We start from the raw sequence: 23217 nt of genomic DNA, 5'->3' as shown, positions 1-23217 counted from the left end.
TAAAAGAACATAGAGTTTTTCTATGTTCTTTTTTGTATGGACAAATCTTTTCATTCATAACCAAAAAAGACGAGCATAAACTTGTACAAACAGGTAGAGGGACGGGGATGACATGAAAAGAAGCAAAAAAAGTATCATCTATCTATTTATTGTATTGCTATGTCTCAGCGGTTGGCCTTCCGTATCATCTGCAGCAGGGAGTGTAAGTGCTCATAGTGCTATTTTGATGGAACAGAAGTCAGGAAGAGTGTTATACGCTAAAAATGCAGATCAAGTTAGCCGAATTGCTAGCATCACAAAAATTATGACAGCAATACTGGCGATTGAATCTGGCAAAATAAATAAAAAAGTTACCGTTAGCCACAACGCAGTTGGCGTTGAAGGTTCTTCTGTGTATTTAGTTGAAGGTGAAAAAATAAAATTAAAAGATTTAGTGTATGGCTTGATGCTTCGCTCAGGTAATGATGCTGCTGTAGCTATCGCAGAAGCTGTTGGAGGAAGCGAAGATGGATTTGTTTATTTGATGAATAAAAAAGCAGAAGAAATTGGCATGACGAATACAACATTTCAAAATCCGCATGGATTAGACGATCATGAAAATCATCGCTCAACAGCGCACGATATGGCTCTGCTTATGCGCTATGCAATGAATAATAAAATTTTCAAAGAGATTTCAGGAACAAAAGTCTATCGAATGAAGCACCCTGAAGAGAAATGGGATCGAGTGTGGAAAAACAAAAATAAACTGCTGACAACACTATATGCATACTGTACTGGCGGAAAAACAGGATATACAAAATTAGCAAAACGAACGCTTGTGACAACTGCTACAAAAGATGGAATGGATTTAATCGCCGTAACGATTAATGCGCCAGATGATTGGAACGATCACATTTCCATGTATGAAAATGCATTTGATAAATATGATATGACCAGTTTAGCTGCAAAAGGCGAATTGGCAGATATAAAAGATTCTTTCTATAAAGATCAGTTGTATATTAAACGAAATGTCGTCTATCCTCTTACAAAGAAAGAACAGAGCTCTGTAGAAGTGAAAACAACGTTAATTCAGCCTAAAAAGCAGTGGGAAGAAACAGGGAAAGTTCCTAATGTTGTAGGGAAGCTCGATATTTATAGAAGTGGAGAAACGATTGACAGTGTTCCTATTTATTTCGAAAAGCAGGCCGAGCAGCAAGAAGGTTTCTTTAATCGAGTGAAGCGATTAATGTTTATTCAGTCTGGAGCCAAAACAGATGGTTAATATTATTTGGATGCTGCTGACCATTATCGGAATTGTTTTTGCAATTATAAATGGGAAAATTGGTGATGTAAACAAAGCAATTTTTCAAGGAGCAGGCGAAGCGGTGACCATCAGCATTGGGTTAATCAGCGTGCTGGTCTTTTGGTTAGGTATGATGAATATTGCTCAAAGTGCAGGGCTTCTCGACAAGTTAGCGAAACTATTTCGACCCATTATTACTAGACTTTTCCCTGATGTTCCAAAAGATCATCCGGCCTTAGGATACATATTGTCCAATATGATGGCGAATATGTTTGGGCTGGGGAATGCGGCAACTCCTCTTGGTATTAAAGCGATGGAGCAGCTTAAAAAACTGAACGGCGACAGAGACGAAGCAAGCCGTTCTATGATCACACTTTTAGCACTTAACACAACCAGTTTAACGCTTATACCGACCACAGTTATTGCCATTCGAATTACGTATAACTCGGCTAATCCTACTGAAATTGTGGGTACTACGCTTTTAGCAACTGTTGTAGCTACGATAGGAGCTATCATCATCGATCGCTTCTTTTATTATCGACGTACGCGAAAAGGAGGAAAACGAAAATGACGATGCTTAATCAAGTATCATTGATGTTTATTCCTCTTATCGTAGGCTGTATTTTACTTTATGGAACCTACAAAAAAATTCCTACGTATGAAAAGTTTGTAGAGGGAGGGAAAGACGGATTACAAATTGCTTTTTCCATCATTCCTTACTTAGTCGGCATGTTAGTGAGCATCTCTATTTTTCGAGCTTCAGGAGCCCTTGATTTTTTCTTATCTGTTTTAAAACCTATGCTGCAAGCAGTCGGCGTTCCGGCTGAAATTGTACCTTTAGCTCTTATTAAACCGATATCTGGAACGGCTGCCCTTGGTATCACAACGGATCTAATTTCTACATATGGACCTGATTCTTTTATCGGTCGTTTGGCATCGACCATGCAGGGAAGTACAGATACCACGTTTTATATTTTAACGGTTTATTTCGGAGCAGTAGGTATTAAAAAAATGGGAGATGCGCTGAAGGTTGGTTTACTGGCGGATTTGGTAGGGATTATTGCATCAGTTGTGATCGTAATCCTTGTATTTGGCCGGTAAGAAATCGAAAATTCTACCTCTGTGTGGCAAATAGACTTGTGTATTACTTCGTAAACAAGTAAGATGTTACAAGAGGTGAAGTGTTAATGGAACGATTACAAAAAGTGATTGCTCACGCAGGTGTAGCATCAAGACGTAAAGCTGAAGAATTAATCGGCCAAGGCCGAGTGAAAGTAAATGGAAAAGTTGTAAAAGAATTGGGCACGAAAGTAGGTCCTAACGATAAAATTGAAGTAGACGAAGTGCCGGTAGAAAGCGAAGCGCCCGTTTATTTTATGCTATACAAACCAAGAGGCGTGATTTCAGCTGCTAACGACGACAAAGGAAGAAAAACAGTCGTTGACTTCTTTCCGCATGTAGAAGAAAGAATTTACCCGATTGGACGTCTGGACTATGATACGTCGGGTCTACTTCTTTTAACAAATGATGGTGAATTTGCTAATCAGCTAATGCACCCGAAATTTGAAGTGGATAAAGTGTATGTAGCTAAAATTAAAGGAATCCCAAGTCGTGAAAGCATCAGACAGCTGCAGCGCGGAGTGATGCTTGAAGACGGAAAAACAGCACCAGCTCGTGCAAAAGTTCTTTCCATTGATAAAAGCAAGCAGACGGCGATCGTAGAACTGACGATTCACGAAGGGAAAAATCGTCAAGTACGTCGCATGTTCGATGCAATCGGACATTCTGTATTAAAGTTAAAACGTGAGCGCTACGGACCTTTAGACTTACGCGGATTAAATGCAGGAGAAGCACGCGAGCTTACGGCTCATGAAGTCAAACAATTATATTCAATGTCTCAAACAGGTAAGTAATTTTCACTTACCTGTTTTTTTTATGAAAAATGTCGTGAATTAGAAAATCAAGCAAGGTTTTTTGAAAAAATGTCGAACTTGTAGAATGAGAGGAAGACTTCACAGAAACGTCGAAATATTATCGGAAAGCCACTACCAAAAAAATGATATAATGGTAGAAAAAAAGCGTATTGAAAGCGGTTAAAAGGAGTTCGTGCTATGAAAAAAAAGCGCTTGATTATTCGAACAGTTATATTAGCAGTTTTACTGTGCGCGGTTGGATATACCCTTTATGCTCAATTTTTTGCTGATAAACAAAAGGTATCGGTAGGAGATGAGGCACCTGACTTTATATTAAGAGATATTAATGGAGAAACTCATCAGCTATCAGATTACAAAGGCAAAGGAGTTTTTTTGAATTTTTGGGGAACATGGTGCAAGCCCTGTAAACAAGAGATGCCGGCGATGGAAAAGCAGTATGCAGCATATAAAAAGCAAGGCGTTGAAATTTTAGCTGTTAACGTTGCAGAAACGAATATAGCGGTAGAGCAGTTTGCTAAACAGTATGGGCTATCTTTTCCAATTTTGATGGATAAAGATTCACAAGTGTTGGGTGCGTACGGGATAGATCCTCTTCCGACTACGTTTTTAATTGATAAAAACGGAAAGATTGTAGACAGCTTTATTGGCGGATTAGAAGAATCTAAAATAAAAGAATATATGGAAGAAATTAAACCATAGGGAGTGTTGACAATGAAACACGTAAAATGTGAATGTGGACACGTTAACCCGCATGGTACGATTTTGTGTGAAGCCTGTGGTAAACCAATTGCAGAAGAAACAACTGAAAAATTAGTAGATATGCGTTATGAAGGAAGCGCAAGGCGATCGCAAACGTACAATAAAACAGTTATCGATAAAATATGGAATTTTTTCTCTTCTGTAAAGGTAGGCATTTGGATCATTATTGTGACGCTTGTTGCGTCTGCAGTCGGAACCATTTATCCTCAAGAAGCTTACATACCTCCTAATGTGACAGCAGGTGAGTATTATCAAAAGGAATATGGATGGACAGGAGAGCTTTATTATAAGTTAGGTTTTCATCATCTCTATGAATCGTGGTGGTACTTGCTTTTAATTGCTGCTTTAGGAATGTCGTTAGTCATTTGCAGTTTAGATCGAGTAGTGCCTTTGTACCGAGCTCTAAAAAAGCAGAGTGTAACAAAACATCCAAACTTCTTAAAGAGACAGCGTTTATACAGCACTTCATCATCGTGGACGGATCAAGATTATGAACATGTAAAAAGCATGCTGAAAAAAAGAAGATACTCTATTCGCGAAGAAAAGGGCAATCTGCTGGCTGAAAAAGGACGCTTCTCAAGATGGGGTCCATACGTTAATCATATCGGTCTCATTATCTTTTTACTAGGTGCTATGCTTAGATTTGTACCAGGTATGTATATAGATGAAGTTCTTTGGATCCGTGAAGGTGAAACAAAAGTTATTCCTGGGACGAACGGAGAGTATTTTTTGAAAAACCATCGTTTTACTGTGGAAACGTATGATAAAGATAGCGAAAGCGCCGTGTTTCAAGAAGCAATTGATCGTGCAGGGAATAATAAAGTAGCCAAAAAATATGAAGCGGATGTTAGTCTGTATAAGCGCGAAGGAAAGCTTATACCGGGAGCAGATCCAAAGCTAAAGAAAATAAAAGATTCAGAGATTCGTGTGAATCAGCCGCTTAAGTTTGAAGGATATGCCATGTACCAAGTGGACTTCAAGTTAAATGAGTTTAGCTCTATGTCTTTCCATTTAACAGATAAAAATGCAAATAAAAACGTTGGTTCACTTACAGTAGATTTACATAATCCAAAAGCAACATATGATTTAAAAAACGGATATAAAGTCAAGCTCATGAGCTACTTTCCAGACTTTTTCTTTGATGATGAAGGAAACCCAAATACAAAAACAAGAGTGCCTAACAACCCGGCTTTTGTATTTAAAATGATTACGCCTCAGCATAAAAAAGGCGAAGTTGCTTTTGTTGGAATTAGAGAGAACTTGGAACCGCTAGGAAATAACGATTATAAAATGACCTTTGCTGGTGTGGAAACGAAAAATGTAACGGGATTAACCGTTCGCAGAGACTATACGCTTTGGTTTTTAGGGATTGGCGGAGCCATCTTTATGATTGGTGTGATTCAAGGGATGTATTGGAATCATCGCCGCATGTGGATTCAAAAAGTCAATAATGAGATATGGTTGGCCGCACATACAAATAAAAACTGGTATGGTCTTAAAAAAGAATTAAATGGTTTATTAGAATCCACATCCCTCACACAGCTGAAGGACCAAAATGATAAAGAAACAAAATAGGAGGAAAAAGCATGGATTACGCGAGTATAAGTAGTAATTTACTGTATGTGGCGTTTATTGCTTATTTAGTTGCAACCTTTTTTTTCGGAGGAGCTATTCGAGATAAGCGAGCAGCTCAAAAGAAAACAAAGTGGGCAACGTTTGGAATTGCGGTTACCATCATCGGTTTTATTGCACAGATTGGCTATTTCATTACAAGATGGATTGCATCAGGCCACGCTCCTGTTAGTAATTTATTTGAATTTACGACGTTTTTTGGCATGATGCTTGTTGGCGCATTTATTGTTATTTACTTTATTTATCGTCTTAGCATGCTTGGACTTTTTGCCTTGCCGGTGGCTCTTTTAATCATTGCTTATGCAAGCATGTTTCCAACTGAAATTACGCCGCTGATACCAGCTCTCCAGACGAATTGGCTGCATATTCACGTTACAACCGCAGCTACGGGTGAAGCCGTGCTTTCCATTAGCTTTGTTGCAGGATTGATTTATTTAATCAAAACAATTGATCAATCCAAGCGAAATAAAAAAGCATTTTGGCTGGAATTCATCCTGTATACGCTTATTAGTACGCTTGGGTTTGTAGCGGTGACGCTGGCTTTTAATGCGGCTCACTACGAGTCATCATTTAATTGGGTTAATAAAAGTGGCGAACAAGAGCAAGTCGTATATCATATGGTTCCGCTAGTGGGGCCTCATCAAAGTGAGTGGACAGACGGGAACGACATAAAGCCGCTTGTTGATATGCCGGCTATTATCAATGCTAAAAAATTAAATACGGTTATTTGGTCGTTAGCCGGTGGGTTTGTCTTATATTGGCTGATTCGTCTTATTTTACGGAAGCGAATTGGAGCCGCACTGCAGCCGCTTGTGAAGCAGGTAAACAGCGACTTGCTTGATGAAGTAAGCTACAGAGCAGTGGCGATTGGATTTCCTATTTTTACATTAGGAGCACTTATTTTCGCTATGATTTGGGCTCAGATGGCCTGGACGCGCTTTTGGGGATGGGACCCCAAAGAGGTGTGGGCGCTGATCACCTTTTTATTTTATGCCGCTTTTCTTCATCTTCGGCTGTCTAAAGGATGGCACGGTGAAAAATCAGCTTGGCTGGCAGTTGGCGGATTTGCCATCATCATGTTCAACTTAGTGGCCGTGAACCTAGTTATTGCAGGTTTACATTCATATGCGTAACCTTTAAAAATAGAATAGAGGCTGAAATAAAGATATTTTAGTTGAAGAAGATCCGAACGATGAGTTGAGATTCTTGATGGAGAATCACATTTGTTCGGATTTTTTTATTTGCATGGTGAACGGAGGCTTCATATATGTAGTTGCTTCTAGCTCCTGTATTTTATTTGTCCATCTGTAGATTGGATGGATTTCGATATGTCTCAACCTCTTTTTTGAGGAAAAAAGCTATTTTTCATAAAGGTGTTCACGAATTGTCACATTGTTTGGGTAACATAAGTAGAACTCGCCGGTTTTTTTTTGTACACTAAGACTAGGAGGTTGAAAATACATGCAAAACGAACAAAGATTACTGCTAGTAGACGATGAAGATCGCATTAGACGATTGTTAAAAATGTACTTAGAAAAAGAAGGATACATCATTGAAGAAGCAGCCGACGGGCATGAAGCAATCGAAAAAGCGTTACACATAGATTATGATTTGATTGTATTAGATTTAATGATGCCTGGCATAGACGGTATTGAGGTCTGTAAACAAATTCGCGAGAAAAAAGCAACTCCTATTATCATGCTTACAGCTAAAGGTGAAGAAGTAAACAGAGTCCAAGGGTTTGAAGTAGGTACAGATGATTACATCGTTAAGCCGTTTAGCCCAAGAGAAGTGGTTCTTCGCGTAAAAGCACTGCTTCGACGTTCTTCTCAAGCAACGTTTATTCAGCCAGAAACGAGCGTGAAAAACCTTATTGTCTTTGATCACTTAACGATTGATAATGATGCACATCGCGTTACAGCAGACGGAAAAGAAGTTAACTTAACTCCAAAAGAATATGAATTATTGTGCTACCTTGCAAAAACGCCAGATAAAGTATACGACAGAGAGCAGCTGCTGCGTGAAGTGTGGCATTATGATTTCTTTGGAGATCTTCGTACGGTAGATACGCACGTCAAGCGTTTGCGTGAAAAGTTAAATCGCGTATCGTCACAAGCGGCGAAAATGATCGTAACCGTTTGGGGAGTAGGGTATAAATTTGAGGTTGAAAATAACTGATGTTTTGGAGAAGTGTAGTTGGTAAACTATGGTTTACTATCCTATTGCTCGTTACGCTTGTTTTATTTATTTTGACCATTTTACTGCTTCAGTTTTTTGAAAATTATCATGTTGTAGACGCAGAAAACCGTTTAACTAAAACGGCTGCTAAAATCTCTACCATTGTGCAGGAAACAGAGGATGAAAAGCTAGGACTATCCATTGCTCGTGAACTTGCAGATCAAGCAAGTGTAGTTATTGTTCAAGATAAAGATTTCTATTGGCATTCCACACATCCTGATAAAGAAAATAAGAAAGCTATTTCGGCCATTGTTAAACAAAACGATCAGCTAAATCAAGTGGTTGAAAAAGGTAAAGTAATACGGAAAAAAATGTACATGACCACAAAGAAAGACACGAGTGATGAGCCTTTAATGTTTGTTGTCGGTGTACCTTTAATGAAAGATAATAAACCGACAGGCGGCGTTTATCTGTATCAATCTCTTTCTGAAATTGAAGAGCCCGCTCAATATACGACTAAGTTCATTTTATTGGCTGCAGGTATTGCTATTATTTTAACTACTATCTTTGCTTTTTTCTTATCCACTCGAATTACAGCACCTCTTAGAAAAATGAGGCAGGCGGCATTTGAAGTAACCAAAGGGAACTTTGATACAAAAGTACCTATTTTAACTCACGATGAAATTGGAGAGTTAGCGATTGCTTTTAATCAAATGGGCAGGCAGTTAAAGTTTAATCTCAATGCGCTCAATCAGGAAAAAGAACAGCTTTCAAGTATTTTAAGCAGTATGGCAGACGGTGTTATTACGTTTAGTAGAGACGGATCGATTTTAATTACCAATCCCCCAGCGGAGCATTTTCTTCAGACTTGGTATTACGAGCAGGATGTGAACAACCAGCAGGTGCCTGAGCTTCCAGCAAACGTCGTGCATTTGTTTCAAACGGTAGTAGAGACTGAAACGGAGCGAAGTGCAGAGTTGAAAATTCAAGGGAAAACGTGGGTCATTTTAATGTCACCGCTCTATAATCAAACGAAAATCCGCGGTGCTGTAGCTGTACTGCGAGACATGTCTGAAGAGCGTAAACTTGATAAATCGAGAAAAGATTTTATTGCAAACGTGTCTCATGAATTGCGTACACCTATTTCTATGCTTCAAGGTTATAGTGAAGCTATTATTGACGATATTGCAAGTACGGATGAAGAAAAGAAAGAAATTGCACAGGTGATTTATGATGAATCACTCCGTATGGGCCGGCTTGTAAATGAACTTTTAGATTTAGCGCGAATGGAAGCGGGACATGTGCAGCTTCACTTAGAATCTGTAGCAATGGTTGAATTTACAGAACGTGTTTTGCGCAAGTTTCAAGGGTTAGCTAAAGAAAAACATATTAAACTGTCTCTTAATGGAAAAATAGAAGATGAATTTGAAGCGATGATTGATTCAGACCGTATGGAACAAGTGCTGACAAACTTAATTGATAATGCCATTCGTCATACGGATGACTACGGAGAAGTAAAGCTGCATCTTGATAAAAGTCAATCCGAAATCCATCTTTCTGTTCAAGATACGGGAGCAGGGATTCCAAAAGAAGATCTTCCGTTTGTATTCGAGCGATTTTATAAAGCTGATAAAGCCAGAACGAGAGGAAAGTCAGGAACTGGTCTTGGGCTTGCGATCGCTAAAAATATCGTGGAGGCACACCAAGGGATTATTGCGGTTGAAAGTGAATTAAATGAAGGAACAACTTTCTTTATCAAACTGCCAAAGTAAACACATGCTAAATAACAGTTTGTCTTCGGCTGAAATAATAAGAATAGCAAAGAGATGTGATTCATTGGAGAATCACATCTCTTTATTTTTTCTATAAACAAGTCTAAAAGAGAAGGAATTGGCATATAGTATGTTTTGTGTGCAATGATCTACATAGGAGGTTCTTTCTTCATGATTGACGTGTTAAGAAGAATATTGGTTGTATTAGTGATGGGATTGTGTATAGGTCTTTTATTTTTGGGCGGGCAAATGGTAAAGGCAGAAGAGAAGCAGTGGGAGTGGCCGGTTGAAGGAGTCTTAACTGATATATTTGGTTCTCGTCACGCCAAACACTTTGGAATCGATATAGCAGCACCTGTTGGTACACAGGTGTATGCTGTTGCAAAAGGAGTGGTGAGCCGCTCTTATTATTCAAATACATACGGGCAAGTTGTTTTTATCAAACAAACGAATGGATACGAAACGGTCTATGCTCATCTAGAGAAACGACTTGTTGCAGAAGGGAATTCTGTAGCCGCAGGTCAAAACATTGGATGGGTTGGCAATACAGGACGATCTTCAGGTGCACATTTGCATTTTGAAGTTCATCAAGGAAGTTGGAATCCGGATAAAACCAATGCGGTAAACCCACTCGCCAAATTGGACAAGCAAAAACTATCGGCATACGTAAAAAACGATTTAGCTGCCACGGTTTTTCAGCAGTTACATCAGGCTTCTGATAACTGTATTCTTATCCATCAAGGAGATACATTATCTGAACTTGCGGCCAAATATGAAGTCGATGTGGAGCAGCTAAGAAAGTGGAATCATTTAGAGAACACCGCTTTAAATGCAGGACAAGTGTTAAAAATAAGTCCATAAAAAAAGAGCCGTTAAGGCTCTTTTTTCAATGTCACAACTCAATGCGCTGTATGGTCACGATTTCGCTTGTTTGTTTTAATGAAGTGATGACAGAATCATCTAAAAGTTTATCAAACGTGAGCATCATAATGGCTTCGCCGCCTTTTTGCTTACGTCCCACTTGCATGGTAGCAATGTTAATACGTAAATCTCCAAGTACTTTCCCTACATTTCCAATAACTCCGGGCTGATCACTGTGACGGATATAAAGAAGATGTCCTTCTGGATAAAAGTCAATATCAAACGAATCAATATTAACAATTCGAGGTCCATATCCTGCTATATAAGTGCCCGTAATGGTAAATGTACGCTGTTCGCCTGTTACTGTAACGTCAATTATATTAGAATATCCTTGCGTATCTTCCGATGTTTTTTCACCAAATGTAATTCCTCGTTCTTTGGCAATCATAGAAGCATTGACTTCGTTAACAGGTGAGTCAATACGATGGGTTAAAAAGCCTGATAACAAGCTCCGTGTAATATAAGTGGTTTCTAAATCCGTCACTGTACCTCCGTAGGAGATCGAGATATGCTGAACGGGTTCTCGCATGCATTGAGATAAAATAGCTCCCATTTGTTTAGTAAGGCTCGTAAACGGCTGAATTTTTTCAAAAACTTCTTTAGAAAGCGTTGGTAAATTAATGGATGAACTTACAGGATTACCTTCTAGAAAACGCAGAACGTCATGTGCCACGTCTTCAGCAACGTTAAGCTGGGCTTCTTTTGTAGAAGCTCCTAAATGGGGAGTTGTAATAACTTGATCAAAATGTAACAAAGGGTTATCAATCGGCGGTTCAACTTCAAATACGTCAATAGCTGCACCTTGAACATGGCCAATTTCTAAATAATGAACTAAGGCTTTTTCATCAATGATCCCGCCGCGTGCGCAGTTTAATAAAAATACACCCTTCTTTGTTTTGGCTAATGTTTCATGATTGAGCAATCCCTTGGTTTCTTTCGTAAGCGGAGTGTGTACGGTAATTACATCCGCTGCTGCTAGTAATTCATCCAGGGATAATAGTTCTACGCCTAGCTTTTCAGCTCGGGAAGAGGTTAAAAAAGGATCGTAAACGTGAACGCTCATATTGAAGGCTTTTGCGCGTTTAGCAAGCTCTGAGCCAATTCGTCCAAATCCGATAATGCCCAGGTGTTTGCGATTAAGCTCTGTTCCAACAAATGCTGAGCGGTTCCATTCGCGCGCTTTGACTGAAGCATTTCCTTGGGGGATATGCCGAAACAAGCTAGCCATCATAGCAAATGTATGTTCCGCCGTTGAAATGGTATTTCCGTTCGGCGCGTTAATAACGACAACCCCTCGTTTGGTTGAGGCTTCAATATCAATATTATCGACACCTACTCCAGCGCGAGCAACAATTTTTAAATTCGGCATTTTTGCCAGCAAATCCTCTGTAACCGTCGTAGCACTCCGTACTAAAAGCGCATCGTACGTATGCAAATCATTCTCAACTTCTTCAACTTTTTTTCGCGTAAGATTCACATGAGGAGCTTCAAGTAGTGGAGCAAGACCTTCATTGCTAATTGAATCAGCTACTAATACGTTATACATGACGTGAACATCTCCCTTGGATTTTACTATCATCAAATATTTGATAATTTACCATGTTAAAAAAATTCTGTCAATTATATTTTTTAAACTTTACAATTAGTTATCAAATACACAATTGTAAACGTAAAATTGAAACTATAAATATGTCATAATGCTGTTGGTTATGCACTTATTTCCTTATTTTACATATAAAACAGTAATGAAGTTTATAAAAGACATCAATTTAATAGGAATTAAAAAACTTCTTTATTTACTTTTAATTCGAGATAACATATAATAAATTCATAATTAAATATTGGTCTATCTTCGGGGCAGGGTGAAATTCCCGACCGGCGGTAAAAAAACAAATTGTTTTGAGCCCGCGAGCTTATATGTAATACATACGAGCAGATTTGGTGAAATTCCAAAGCCGACAGTACAGTCTGGATGGGAGAAGGTGGAGGTTCAGCGTTCAAAACCTAATGTGATGAACGTTTATTAAATATGCCTGCCATGTCTCCTCTCAACGAATCATTTGTTGGGAGGTTTTTGCGTGGGGATATGAAGTTGAACCTTTCTTCTTTGAAGAGTGGATCACAAAGAAGGAGAGAGGCAAGATGCAACAAAGTAAGAAAACTCAAAAGCTGGTTATACTAGGAATGTTAAGCAGTATTGCTTACATTTTAATGATGATTAATTTTCCGATTCCTGGATTACCTCCGTTTTTAACAATTGATTTTAGCGAAATTCCTGCACTCGTAGCAGCACTTGTATTTGGACCTATGGCTGCTGTTATAGTAGAAGGAATAAAAAATTTATTGAATTATTTAATTCAAGGAAGTGCTACAGGGGTTCCGGTTGGTCAAGTGGCGAACTTTGTAGCTGGTTTACTGTTCGTTCTTCCTGTATCATATATGTTCCGTCGATTTAAAACAGCCAAAGGCGTAACGATAGGTTTGGTTACGGGTACGGTTGTAATGACGGTACTCATGGCTGTCTTAAATTATTATGTCTTTTTACCGGCGTATACAATCTTCTTACAATCGCCAGAAATGTCTAGTGAACAAGCGCGTCAATATATCGTTGCAGGTATTTTGCCGTTTAACTTAATAAAAGGAGCAGCAACAGGGGTTATTTTTGTCTTATTGTTTTCAAAAATGAAGCAATGGATCACGCGCCGCGTTGCTGTTTAATTCAATCGCTCTCCCGGGGAGAGCGATTTTTATATATAAAAAAACCTGCAGCATGTACTATACTACAGGTTTGTTCAATACTTATTCGAATTTATTAGCATCGCCTTCGAATTTTTCATCCGCTACGCGAATTGAATCCGTAGGGCAGCCTTCCATTGCATCCATCATATCATCTTCTAGATCTTCTGGAATTTCTACTACACCTTGGTTATCATCTAATGTTACGAATGCAATACCTTCATCATCATAATCATAAATGTCTGGTGCTGCTGCTCCGCAAGCGCCGCATGCGATGCAAGTATCTTTATCAACAATTGTATATTTTGGCATAACAAGACCTCCTGTAAAGTGTTCGAAAATTTCTTATTATATAATCTCTTCGCGAATCAAGAGTGAAATTTCTCCTTATTCATTGTAAAATGATTTATAAAACTTTTCAATAGAAAAGTCACTGAGAATGCTTATCAAATCAAGGTTTCTTCACTTATCCAAACGTTTTGATACATAAAGGAAAGAGCTAAAAAGCCTTTATCTCACATGCTATTGGTCACTTTTGGTACAATGAATGAGAAAGGAAGTTGACACCTTTGAATTATATTCAAGTTAGCATTTTATTTTGTATAAAACAGTTAAAAGGTGAGCGAACCGCCTATGGTATTTATCATTTATTAACAGGTAAAAAGTCAGCGCAAACAATTCAAGACGGAAAAATTTTTGGAATCTCTTTTCTTTTTCAGTCATTTCTTTACTTAGATAAACGGTCTTTTGAAACCTGCGTTGCATATTTAAAAGAACAGCAGTATATCGAAGAAACTGAAAATCAAAAGTATGTGATGACAGATAAGGGACGAACACGCCTTGAAGATGAACTGACGGCTCGGCCCTTTCATCCAGCTTTAGACGGATGGAAATTCGCAAGCAGTACTCAATTATTTTTAGCAAGAATCACTTTGTTCATTCAGACCTTATCCAACCTACAGTATTTTCAAAAAGGGTTTTTACCCATTTCCAAAAATCCTGAGGTCATTCAATGGGTCAAAACGTATATTATGTCTCAAAAGCAAACGCGTCAAGAGTTAGCCGCCGAGCTATTCAAAGAGCTCCGAACGTGCTTGAAAGATTGTACGGAACGGGATGCGTCTCTTTTTGTTTTGCAACTGACTGGATACGAAAGAGTAGGCTTTACAAAAAATCAGTTAGCATATCAATATGAACTCGATGAGCATTATGTGCATATTCAACTTTTAGGGGTTATTCATCATATCATTGAAAAAGTGAGTCAAAATAATGAAAGCTTTCATGTACTTTCTTCTTTTTTGCATGATCTATATTTAGAATTGCCTTTGACAAGCTCGACGTTAAAAACGTATAGCTGGCTTCAAAAAGGAAAGACGCTTGAAGAAATTGCTTATATAAGGCGTTTAAAAGAAAGTACAATTGAAGATCATATTGCAGAATTAGCTCTGTTTGTTCCATCTTTTTCAATCGATGCATACGTATCGCCTAAGCAGCAGGAAGAAATTATCTCGGCTTTTGAAAGTTTGCGTACAAATAAATTAAAGGCGATAAAGGAAGAAGTAAAAGACGACGTTACCTATTTTCAGATTCGTCTCGTATTAGCAAAACATTTTACCTGATACTAAAAAAAGTGGTGTTTGATGTGAAGATAGAACAACTTCTACAGAAACAATTTGGCTATAGCCAATTTCGACTAGGACAAAAAGAGATTATTCAAGATATTTTAACAGGTCATAATGTGTTAGCGGTTCTTCCTACAGGAACAGGGAAATCATTGTGCTATCAGCTCCCCGCTTATGTGTTGAACCGACCGGTGCTGATTGTATCTCCTTTAATTTCACTGATGGAAGATCAAGTTCAACAACTAAAGGCAAGTGGAGAAAAGAGAGTTATTGCCTTAAATAGTTTCCTACAACAAGAAGAAAAAAGACGGGCGCTAAAAGATTTAGCTTTTTATCGTTTTATTTATGCATCTCCTGAAATTTTGCAAAACGCTGTTGTGGTAGAAGCATTAAAACAGGCAAAGGTAGGCCTTTTCGTTGTGGACGAGGCGCACTGTATTTCTCAGTGGGGACATGATTTCCGTTTGGATTATCTTCAGTTAGGAGATATATGGAAGGAACTTGGCAGTCCGCTATGTCTGGCACTAACAGGAACTGCGACTAGGGAAGTAGTGGAAGATATTAAGCGCTACTTATCGCTGCCTGCTGTCAACGAGCACATCTATTCCATGAATCGAAGTAATATTGCGATGAAAGTTGATTTTGTTGCAAGTATTGAAGAGAAAAAAGAGAAGTTGCTGATGTACGTTAGTGAACTGCAAAGTCCAGGAATTATCTATTGTTCCAGCCGATCTTGGACAGAAGCATTAACACAGCTTCTAAAGGAAAATGGGATACAGCGAGTGCAGTATTACCATGGGGGAATGGAACCGAATGAAAGAATGCTTGTTCAACAGCAATTTTTAGAAAACCAGCTTGATATCATTTGCTGCACAAGTGCATTTGGAATGGGGGTTAATAAATCGAATGTTCGCTTTGTTATTCATTTTCATACACCTACGCAGCTAGAAGCATACGTACAGGAAATTGGAAGAAGTGGACGCGATCAGCAAAACAGTATTGCGATTTTGCTTTATGCTGAAGGAGACGATGATTTTGCTCATTCTTTACTTGAAATTGAGCTTCCTTCTTCAGATATCATCTTATACTGCCTGTCGTATTTACGAAATCATGATCAGGCCATTCCTTTAAAACAAGTAGAGTCTCATTTTCTTTATACAGTGGGTATTCAAGAAACACATTGGCGATTTATTCGTTATTATTTGTACAGAGAAAATGTAGTGGAAAATGAACATGTTGAACCTAGGAAAATCCCTGAATCGCTGCATGAAACGATTGTTGCAGCTGTAAATAAACGTCTTCGAAACAAACATGACAAGTACCGTGCGATGAAGGAGTTTATTGAGGCAAAAGAATGCCGTCGTCAGGTGCTGCTTGGCTATTTCAATGAGCTCGGAAAATCAGAGCTTCAGAATTGTTGCGATTGCTGCGGATTGGATTTAGAAGCCTATAAAAAAACAAATGGTGAGCAAGAGCAATGGACATTTCAAGGCTGGGAATTAGAATTAGCTCGTTTGCTTCGTCAAGGAGAGATATAATGGCAAAGTCACAGCAAGAGCTTATTTCATCCATGACGGATGCAGAGCTGGTTAAAAATTTATATGTAACGCAGCTGCTCATCTGCTTTATTGCTTTAGGCATCGGTTTTTTCACATTTGATTCGTGGCATTCCTTTTTACAGTTTTTTGAGCTGGATTGGGCGTCTATTTTATTGTACGGGGGAGGTACAGCTCTCTTGGTAGTAGGAGGAGATATGCTTCTAATGAAGTGTGTACCCGAGCATTTATATGATGACGGAGGGATTAATGAACGTTTATTTGCTAATCGTTCCATTCCTCATCTAGCCCTTATTTGCCTAATCGTTGCCTGTTCAGAAGAAATATTATTTCGAGGGGTTATACAAGTTCAGTTTGGCCTTTTTTGGGCGAGTATCGTATTTGCACTCGTTCACATTCGATATTTAAAAAAGTGGTTTCTATTTATTTCGGTTGTGGTTTTAAGCTTTTTAATAGGGTTGCTGTTTTGGTGGACTGAAAATTTGTATGTCACGATTTTTACTCATTTTCTCATTGATTTTTTATTAGGCCTGCAGATACGAAAGTCAAAAGGGAAATCTGTACAGTCAGAAGAACTCATGCAGTAAAGGTTAAGGAAACAGCCATTATTTTCAGTGTTATCCACATAATCTTTTATATTCACTCATATGTTGTACTAGCATACGAGGGGGTGGAATGTTGGAAAACAAGTTGATAGACTTTGAAAGCGATGAAACACTTCAATATATATTAGCGAGCGTTATCAAAAGAAAAGAGACGGTTAATAAGCTGAAAGCTAAAGAGAAAAGATGGAAGCTTTTGTTTTTAGCCAGCGTAACGGCTGTTATTAGCTACTTTTTTTTCATATTTCAAAGCGGTTTTTTTACGACGTTTAGCGAATTTTTCTCATTTTTGTTAGGTAACATAGGGCATTTGATGTTTCTATTGCTCACCGTCTCCCTTTATTTTTATACTGTACAGCTGCAGAAAAAAAGCGAGAAAGCGGAAAAGACTTTTCAAGACTTGCGCTGTGAGATTATTAAAAGAAGCAAAGAGCTATGGGCGACGCCTGAAACATGGGAGAACCGAAAAGAAACGTTCCGCTGGATGCAGTCCACTTATGGAATTAATTTATATCATGAAAATAAATAGAATCGCATGAAAAAGCCTCTTTTTACATAGAAGTTTAGTGAAGGGGGTTTTTTTGTGAGAGATTGGTTTAACTTGCTGGCTGCGTGGTTATGCAGTTATTATATCAGCAGTTTAACGGCTGTAGGCTCAAAAGCTTCGTTAACCTATTTACTTATTCAAATGATTTTACATCCGTTAGATGTGTTTGGTATTATAATTTTATTTTTCACGGCTCTTTTTTGTCTGTCGGCGGCAGTTCGTAAAGTGTTTCTGCAAAGTCGGTTGTTTCTAAAAGGCTATAAGGTAAAATGGCATGAATATCTTGTTTCATGTCTATGTGTGATAGGAGTTTTATCGTTAAGCACAGTTGCGCTTTATCAAGTAGTAGGTTTGTTAACAATTGCGACAATTTATGCCCTTTCTTCTTTAACAGAAACACACCGTGTATAAAATGAAAAGAAGGAGAATATATGGTTATTTCTTTAATTATTTTAGCGTTAGGCATAGGCCTGCTGATTTTTATGTTTTCGGAAGCCCATCGTACATATGTAGAAGAAAGAACGATTCATTTATCAACATTTCCCGGAAATCAGCAGCCTTTACGCCTGTTTTTTATATCGGATGTACATAAGCGAACAGTTTCGTCGAAGCTGTTGGAAAAAATACCTGGTGAAGTAGATTTTGTGATCATAGGCGGTGACTTACTAGAAGGAGGAGTACCTTTATTGCGTGCTCGTCAAAATATTCAAAAGCTTAAAACGCTTGGACCGGTCTATTTTGTATGGGGAAATAATGATTACGAAGTAAGTCAAGTGCAATTGAAGCAGATGCTTAAGGATGAGGGAGTTATTACCCTTAAAAACGAGCATGTCTCGGCAGTTTCTAAACATGGTACTACATGCAATTTTGCGGGAGTAGATGATTTATCCGAAGGTGAGATGGATCTAAAGCGAGCTGTTTCTTCCATTGAACCTGACCAGCTTACCATTCTTCTAAGCCACAATCCTGATGTTATCTATTATGTAGATGAAGAATCAAAAGTAGATTTAATTTTGAGCGGACATACACACGGAGGACAGATACGCTTATTTAATTTTGGTATGTATGAATTAGGAGGGCTGAAAGAGAAAAGACAGATTCCTCTTTTTGTTAGTAATGGATATGGTACAACCTCCCTGCCTCTCCGTTTACAAGCTAGAGCACAAACGCATTATATCACTTTAAAAAGGAAAGAATAGCCTTGAACAAACTCTTTACATAGCATATACAAATTTTACACACAGGATAACTTATCCTATAATTCAATTAATAGAAACAGTTCACGAAGAGTAGTTGGAGGTTACGTATGGCTCACGAAGGGAAGTATAATATTAAAGCCATCTCAAATATGGTCGGGATCCAGCCGGGAACTTTGCGTGCATGGGAACGACGCTATCAAATTTTAAATCCTGTCCGCAATGAATCGGGGCATCGGTTATATACAGAGGAAGATTTGCGGAAATTAAAATGGCTCACGGAAAAAGTGAGCGGAGGTTTTACGATTAGTCAAGCGGTTTCGTTATTAGAAACGGAAAGTAGTACAGTAGGAGCGTTTGAAGAAGAAGGAGAAGTAGATTCCCCTCAGAAAATTAGGGATGAGCTGTTAACGATGCTTCTATCTTTTGAAGAAGGAAAAGCACAGGATTTAATTAATCATGCGTTTAGCCTGTATTCGGTAGAAAAAGTGGTTATTGATATTTTGGGTTCTCTACTCGTGACGGTTGGAGATATGTGGGAAAAAGGGCAAATCACAAGTGCTCATGAGCATTATACGACTCAAGTATTAAAAACGCGTATCAGCATGATTTTTTATTCGCTGCCTTCAAATGGCTTATTGCCTAAAGCGATTGCTGTATGTGGGCCTAATGAGACACATGAAGTTGGACTTCTAGTCTTTACGCTATTTTTACGCCGTAAAGGGTTTGAGGTTATTTATTTAGGAAGCAGCATTGAAGATAAAGATGTTGAGCTAATTGTTAAAGAAGTAGACCCAACGTTTTTATTTATGTCATGCACAATGATGGAAAATGCCGAGAAAACACTGAATTTGACGAACCAAATGATAAAGAAATTCCCGCATCTTAAAGTAGGATTAGGCGGTTATGTGTTTGATGGTTTAGATAGCAAAAGAAAAGGCGAGGCTCAGCCGTTTATTTTAGGAAATACAAAAGAAGAGTGGAACAGCTGGCTAACAAAAAAATTAGCAGAAATTGATTGAGAATAGCTTGTCTTTCCTTTCATAAACCTGTAAACTCGTAAGTAAACATCACGAACCGTTTTCCAAAAAATACATATACTGCATTATCGAACCATGTGGTTATGAGTGCAAGCGGGGAGGGACGCTAATGAGGCTTGAACGATTAAACTATAATAAGCTAAAAGTTTTTTTGACCTACGATGATTTAAAAGAAAGAGGGTTAACAAAAGAAGATCTATGGACAGATACATTCAAAGTAAAACAGCTCTTTCGTGAGATGATAGAGCAAGCTTCTCAAGAACTGAACTTTGAACCTACAAATTCTCTTTCGGTAGAAGTTTTTTCACTTCAAGCACAGGGAATGGTTGTATTTGTGACAAAGCAGTATGAAGAAGAAACCAGCTACGGTGAGTTCGATGAAGACGAGTTCGAGGACTTCATTGAAATGCAGGTCATGCTAGATGAAAGCGAAGACATGTTTTTTGAGTTTGATTCATTTGAAGATGTCATTCAGCTGACCAAGCGCATGTCAAACTTTTACGATACGGATAGCGTGCTCTATTCATTCGAAAAACGTTTTTACGTGCTGTTGGATTATCACATGCTGTCACCGGCTGAAGTTGGGAATATGATTGCGGTTTTGGCGGAGTATGGAAATCCCTCTACAATTACAAAGCACCGCGTAAATGAATATGGAAAAATATTAGTAGAAAAGAGAGCTCTGGAGTATATTAACTCTGTCTTTTCTTAACTGTTTAATTGAAATAATTACACCCGTGAAGGATAAAGCACTTTTATTAAAATAAGAGTGGCTGCACTTTCAGCTTGTACAAAGTTGTTGAAAGTGCTCTTTATCACCGGGTGTTTTTTATTTTTTTAAGACGATTAACGCATACTAGGAAAGAGGCAGACTTAAAACATTGTAGCATACCTTGTAAAGTTATTGGAAGCGTTTTCTTAGAAGAACACAAAAAATACTAAAAGTTCGATATTTTCCTTTGCAATGTAAAACTAAGGGTGTATACTATGTCATGAAAGAAGCACCATTCAATTAAAAACGAATAATTTTCGATACATTTTAGGAGGTTTACAGATGGTAGCCGACAAGATGCAAGACAGTAAAAATAGTCAAGAAGAGAAGCATGATGTTTTAAAATCTACACAAACAGTGATACATAAAGCGTTAGAAAAACTAGGCTATCCTGATGAAGTGTATGAACTATTAAAAGAGCCATTACGAATGATGACAGTAAAAATTCCTGTTCGTATGGATGACGGATCAGTTAAGATTTTTACAGGTCACCGAGCGCAGCATAACGATGCAGTTGGTCCTACGAAAGGTGGAATTCGTTTTCACCCAAACGTAACTGAAAAAGAAGTAAAAGCTCTATCTATATGGATGAGTTTAAAATGTGGAATCGTTGACCTTCCTTACGGTGGAGGAAAAGGTGGAATTGTTTGTGATCCTCGAAATATGTCTTTTGGAGAATTAGAGCGTTTAAGCCGCGGATATGTTCGTGCGATTAGCCAAATTGTTGGACCAACAAAGGATATTCCAGCGCCGGATGTGTTTACAAATTCACAAATTATGGCTTGGATGATGGATGAATACAGCCGGATTGATGAATTTAACTCGCCTGGCTTTATTACTGGAAAGCCCCTTGTCTTAGGTGGTTCGCACGGCCGTGAAACAGCGACTGCAAAAGGAGTAACTATTTGTATTCGTGAAGCAGCGAAAAAACGAGGCATTGAATTACAAGGTGCACGGGTAGTAGTACAAGGGTTTGGAAATGCAGGAAGCTTTTTAGCTAAGTTCATGCACGACGCTGGTGCTAAAATTGTAGGGATATCTGATGCATACGGAGCGCTGCATGATCCTAATGGTTTAGACATTGATTATTTATTAGATCGACGCGATAGCTTTGGTACAGTAACGAAATTATTCAATAATACTATCAGCAACAAAGAGCTGCTTGAACTTGACTGTGACATCCTAGTTCCAGCTGCGATTGAAAATCAAATTACAGAAGAAAATGCCCATAACATTCAAGCGAGTATTGTGGTGGAAGCAGCAAATGGACCAACAACTCTTGAAGCAACGCGCATCTTGTCAGAGAGAGGGATTTTATTAGTTCCAGACGTTTTGGCAAGTGCTGGCGGTGTAACAGTCTCTTATTTTGAATGGGTGCAAAATAACCAAGGTTATTATTGGACGGAAGAAGAAGTAGAAGAAAAGCTTGAAAAAGTAATGGTGAAATCATTTAATAACATCTACGAAACTTCTACAACTCGAAAAGTCGACATGCGTCTAGCTGCTTATATGATAGGCGTAAGAAAAATGGCAGAAGGCTCTCGCTTCAGAGGCTGGATTTAAAAACAGAACAGCAGAACAGCAGAACAATTGCGTAAATAGAAAAAATCTCCTATCATTAATGAGGAGATTTTTTTGTTTTACACTGCGTTAAAATAAAAAAAAAGGTGCGTTTACAACTGAAGGAGTGACAGGCATGAAGAAAGAAAAAGTAATTATTGTTGGCGGAGGACCATGCGGGCTTTCAGCAGCTATTGAGCTTCAACATACAGGTATTGATGCCCTTGTAATTGAAAAAGGCAATATTGTGAATGCAATTTATAACTATCCGACCCACCAAACGTTTTTTAGTTCAAGTGAAAAACTAGAAATTGGGGATGTCCCTTTTATTACCGAAAATCGTAAGCCTGTGCGCAACCAAGCTCTTGCTTACTACCGAGAAGTGGTGAAGCGCAAGCAAGTTCGAATTCAGCCGTTTGAACGTGTCTTGCAGGTAGACAAACAAGCGGAAAACCAAATTATTGTCACAACATCCAAAGAGACATATGAAGCGGAGAATGTCATTATAGCTACGGGCTATTACGATCATCCTAATTATATGAATGTTCCTGGTGAAGATTTATCAAAGGTATTTCATTATTTCAAAGAAGCGCATCCGTATTTTGATAAAGATGTAGTCGTTATAGGCGGAAAAAACTCTAGCGTCGATGCAGCTCTGGAATTGGTGAAGTGTGATGCAAGGGTGACGGTTATTTATCGTGGCTCAGATTACTCCCCTAGCGTAAAACCTTGGATATTGCCTGAATTTGAAGCGCTGGTTCGAAATGGAACGATTGGGATGCATTTTAACGCTCATGTAACAAAGATAACGGATGAAGCGGTAACATATGAGCAGGAAGGGAAAGAATTTACGATTAGTAACGATTTTGTTTTTGCCATGACTGGCTATCACCCTGATCACTCGTTTTTAACAAAAATGGGTGTGGAATTAGATGATGAAACAGGCCGCCCTTCTTTTAACGAAGAGACGATGGAAACAAACGTGGAAGGAATTTATATCGCTGGTGTGATTGCTGCAGGAAACAATGCTAATGAGATTTTTATTGAAAATGGACGTTTTCATGGGAAATCAATCGCTTCTCATATTATCAACAAAAACAACGCATAG

Annotated in this window: 23 protein-coding genes and 1 riboswitch; of the genes, 21 read left to right on the top strand and 2 right to left on the bottom strand. The window is 38.4% G+C overall.

The genetic code is table 11. The features are described from left to right. The first annotated feature begins 112 nt into the window (after positions 1–112). From LJY09_RS21620 to LJY09_RS21575, 10 genes are all read left to right on the top strand, one after another. Positions 113–1261 carry a D-alanyl-D-alanine carboxypeptidase family protein gene (locus LJY09_RS21620; protein WP_033579737.1) on the top strand — a complete coding sequence of 383 codons (1149 nt, stop codon included), beginning with the start codon at positions 113–115 and terminating at the stop codon, positions 1259–1261. Continuing rightward, positions 1254–1853, top strand: coding sequence for a nucleoside recognition domain-containing protein (locus tag LJY09_RS21615; RefSeq protein ID WP_013059057.1), 600 nt, complete (start codon positions 1254–1256; stop codon positions 1851–1853). Before LJY09_RS21620 ends, LJY09_RS21615 begins: the two co-directional genes overlap by 8 nt. Then, positions 1850–2383 carry a spore maturation protein gene (locus LJY09_RS21610; RefSeq protein WP_013084923.1) on the top strand — a complete coding sequence of 178 codons (534 nt, stop codon included), beginning with the start codon at positions 1850–1852 and terminating at the stop codon, positions 2381–2383. The genes LJY09_RS21615 and LJY09_RS21610 overlap by 4 nt, the downstream gene beginning before the upstream one ends. An 86-nt stretch (positions 2384–2469) precedes the next feature. Next, a complete protein-coding gene (locus LJY09_RS21605) occupies positions 2470–3195 on the top strand; it encodes a pseudouridine synthase (RefSeq protein ID WP_028411537.1) in 726 nt (241 codons plus the stop codon). Between the two features lie 198 nt (positions 3196–3393). Further along, on the top strand, positions 3394–3915 hold the full coding sequence (gene resA, locus LJY09_RS21600; RefSeq protein ID WP_028411536.1) for a thiol-disulfide oxidoreductase ResA: 522 nt from the start codon (positions 3394–3396) through the stop codon (positions 3913–3915). Between the two features lie 12 nt (positions 3916–3927). Then, positions 3928–5550 carry a cytochrome c biogenesis protein ResB gene (locus LJY09_RS21595; protein WP_028411535.1) on the top strand — a complete coding sequence of 541 codons (1623 nt, stop codon included), beginning with the start codon at positions 3928–3930 and terminating at the stop codon, positions 5548–5550. An 11-nt stretch (positions 5551–5561) separates the two neighbouring features. Next, positions 5562–6740 (top strand): c-type cytochrome biogenesis protein CcsB, encoded by a 1179-nt coding sequence (ccsB, locus tag LJY09_RS21590; RefSeq protein WP_099331267.1) that lies wholly within the window; start codon positions 5562–5564, stop codon positions 6738–6740. 328 nt (positions 6741–7068) lie between these two features. Next, a complete protein-coding gene (locus tag LJY09_RS21585; RefSeq protein WP_013059051.1) occupies positions 7069–7785 on the top strand; it encodes a response regulator transcription factor in 717 nt (238 codons plus the stop codon). Continuing rightward, positions 7785–9557: an ATP-binding protein gene (locus LJY09_RS21580; protein WP_028411533.1), complete on the top strand. Its 1773-nt coding sequence runs from the start codon at positions 7785–7787 to the stop codon at positions 9555–9557. Before LJY09_RS21585 ends, LJY09_RS21580 begins: the two co-directional genes overlap by 1 nt. Before the next feature lie 171 nt (positions 9558–9728). Beyond that, the gene (locus LJY09_RS21575) at positions 9729–10418 is read left to right on the top strand and encodes a peptidoglycan DD-metalloendopeptidase family protein (RefSeq protein WP_028411532.1); all 690 of its coding nucleotides are present in this window, start codon (positions 9729–9731) and stop codon (positions 10416–10418) included. A 31-nt stretch (positions 10419–10449) separates the two neighbouring features. Here the strand turns inward: LJY09_RS21575 and serA are convergent, their stop codons facing one another. Next, entirely contained in the window at positions 10450–12024 is a 1575-nt protein-coding gene (gene serA, locus LJY09_RS21570; RefSeq protein ID WP_028411531.1) for a phosphoglycerate dehydrogenase, read from the bottom strand. A gap of 298 nt (positions 12025–12322) precedes the next feature. After that, a riboswitch (FMN riboswitch) is annotated at positions 12323–12466 on the top strand. Positions 12467–12620: 154 nt separating this feature from the next. Between serA and LJY09_RS21565 the strand changes: the two genes are divergently transcribed. After that, entirely contained in the window at positions 12621–13196 is a 576-nt protein-coding gene (locus LJY09_RS21565) for an ECF transporter S component (RefSeq protein ID WP_028411530.1), read from the top strand. A gap of 81 nt (positions 13197–13277) precedes the next feature. Here the strand turns inward: LJY09_RS21565 and LJY09_RS21560 are convergent, their stop codons facing one another. Continuing rightward, positions 13278–13526, bottom strand: coding sequence for a ferredoxin (locus LJY09_RS21560; RefSeq protein ID WP_013059046.1), 249 nt, complete (start codon positions 13524–13526; stop codon positions 13278–13280). A gap of 257 nt (positions 13527–13783) precedes the next feature. On the opposite strand from LJY09_RS21560, the gene LJY09_RS21555 reads away from it, so the two are divergent. The 10 genes from LJY09_RS21555 to LJY09_RS21510 all read left to right on the top strand — a co-directional run bounded on the left by LJY09_RS21555 (position 13784) and on the right by LJY09_RS21510 (position 23217). Further along, positions 13784–14833, top strand: a complete 1050-nt coding sequence (locus LJY09_RS21555) for a YpbB family protein (RefSeq protein WP_028411529.1) — start codon at positions 13784–13786, stop codon at positions 14831–14833. A gap of 23 nt (positions 14834–14856) precedes the next feature. Beyond that, positions 14857–16374 (top strand): RecQ family ATP-dependent DNA helicase, encoded by a 1518-nt coding sequence (locus LJY09_RS21550; protein WP_028411528.1) that lies wholly within the window; start codon positions 14857–14859, stop codon positions 16372–16374. Further along, complete coding sequence (locus tag LJY09_RS21545) at positions 16374–16979, top strand: CPBP family intramembrane glutamic endopeptidase (protein WP_028411527.1); 606 nt, start codon at positions 16374–16376, stop codon at positions 16977–16979. The genes LJY09_RS21550 and LJY09_RS21545 overlap by 1 nt, the downstream gene beginning before the upstream one ends. A gap of 88 nt (positions 16980–17067) precedes the next feature. Beyond that, positions 17068–17523 carry a DUF2663 family protein gene (locus LJY09_RS21540; RefSeq protein ID WP_033579743.1) on the top strand — a complete coding sequence of 152 codons (456 nt, stop codon included), beginning with the start codon at positions 17068–17070 and terminating at the stop codon, positions 17521–17523. 54 nt (positions 17524–17577) lie between these two features. Further along, the gene (locus tag LJY09_RS21535; protein ID WP_028411525.1) at positions 17578–17952 is read left to right on the top strand and encodes a hypothetical protein; all 375 of its coding nucleotides are present in this window, start codon (positions 17578–17580) and stop codon (positions 17950–17952) included. 20 nt (positions 17953–17972) lie between these two features. Then, positions 17973–18740 (top strand): metallophosphoesterase, encoded by a 768-nt coding sequence (locus LJY09_RS21530; RefSeq protein ID WP_028411524.1) that lies wholly within the window; start codon positions 17973–17975, stop codon positions 18738–18740. Positions 18741–18847: 107 nt separating this feature from the next. Then, positions 18848–19759, top strand: coding sequence for a MerR family transcriptional regulator (locus LJY09_RS21525; protein WP_028411523.1), 912 nt, complete (start codon positions 18848–18850; stop codon positions 19757–19759). A gap of 127 nt (positions 19760–19886) precedes the next feature. Beyond that, a complete protein-coding gene (locus tag LJY09_RS21520; RefSeq protein ID WP_025750420.1) occupies positions 19887–20489 on the top strand; it encodes a genetic competence negative regulator in 603 nt (200 codons plus the stop codon). 357 nt (positions 20490–20846) lie between these two features. Next, positions 20847–22112, top strand: a complete 1266-nt coding sequence (locus LJY09_RS21515; RefSeq protein WP_370506064.1) for a Glu/Leu/Phe/Val family dehydrogenase — start codon at positions 20847–20849, stop codon at positions 22110–22112. Positions 22113–22245: 133 nt separating this feature from the next. Next, positions 22246–23217 carry a YpdA family putative bacillithiol disulfide reductase gene (locus LJY09_RS21510; RefSeq protein WP_099331263.1) on the top strand — a complete coding sequence of 324 codons (972 nt, stop codon included), beginning with the start codon at positions 22246–22248 and terminating at the stop codon, positions 23215–23217.

This window comes from Priestia sp. J2 (assembly GCF_020790095.1).
Classification (GTDB): Bacteria; Bacillota; Bacilli; order Bacillales; family Bacillaceae_H; genus Priestia; species Priestia zanthoxyli.
This window is presented reverse-complemented; position numbering and strand designations above follow the sequence as displayed.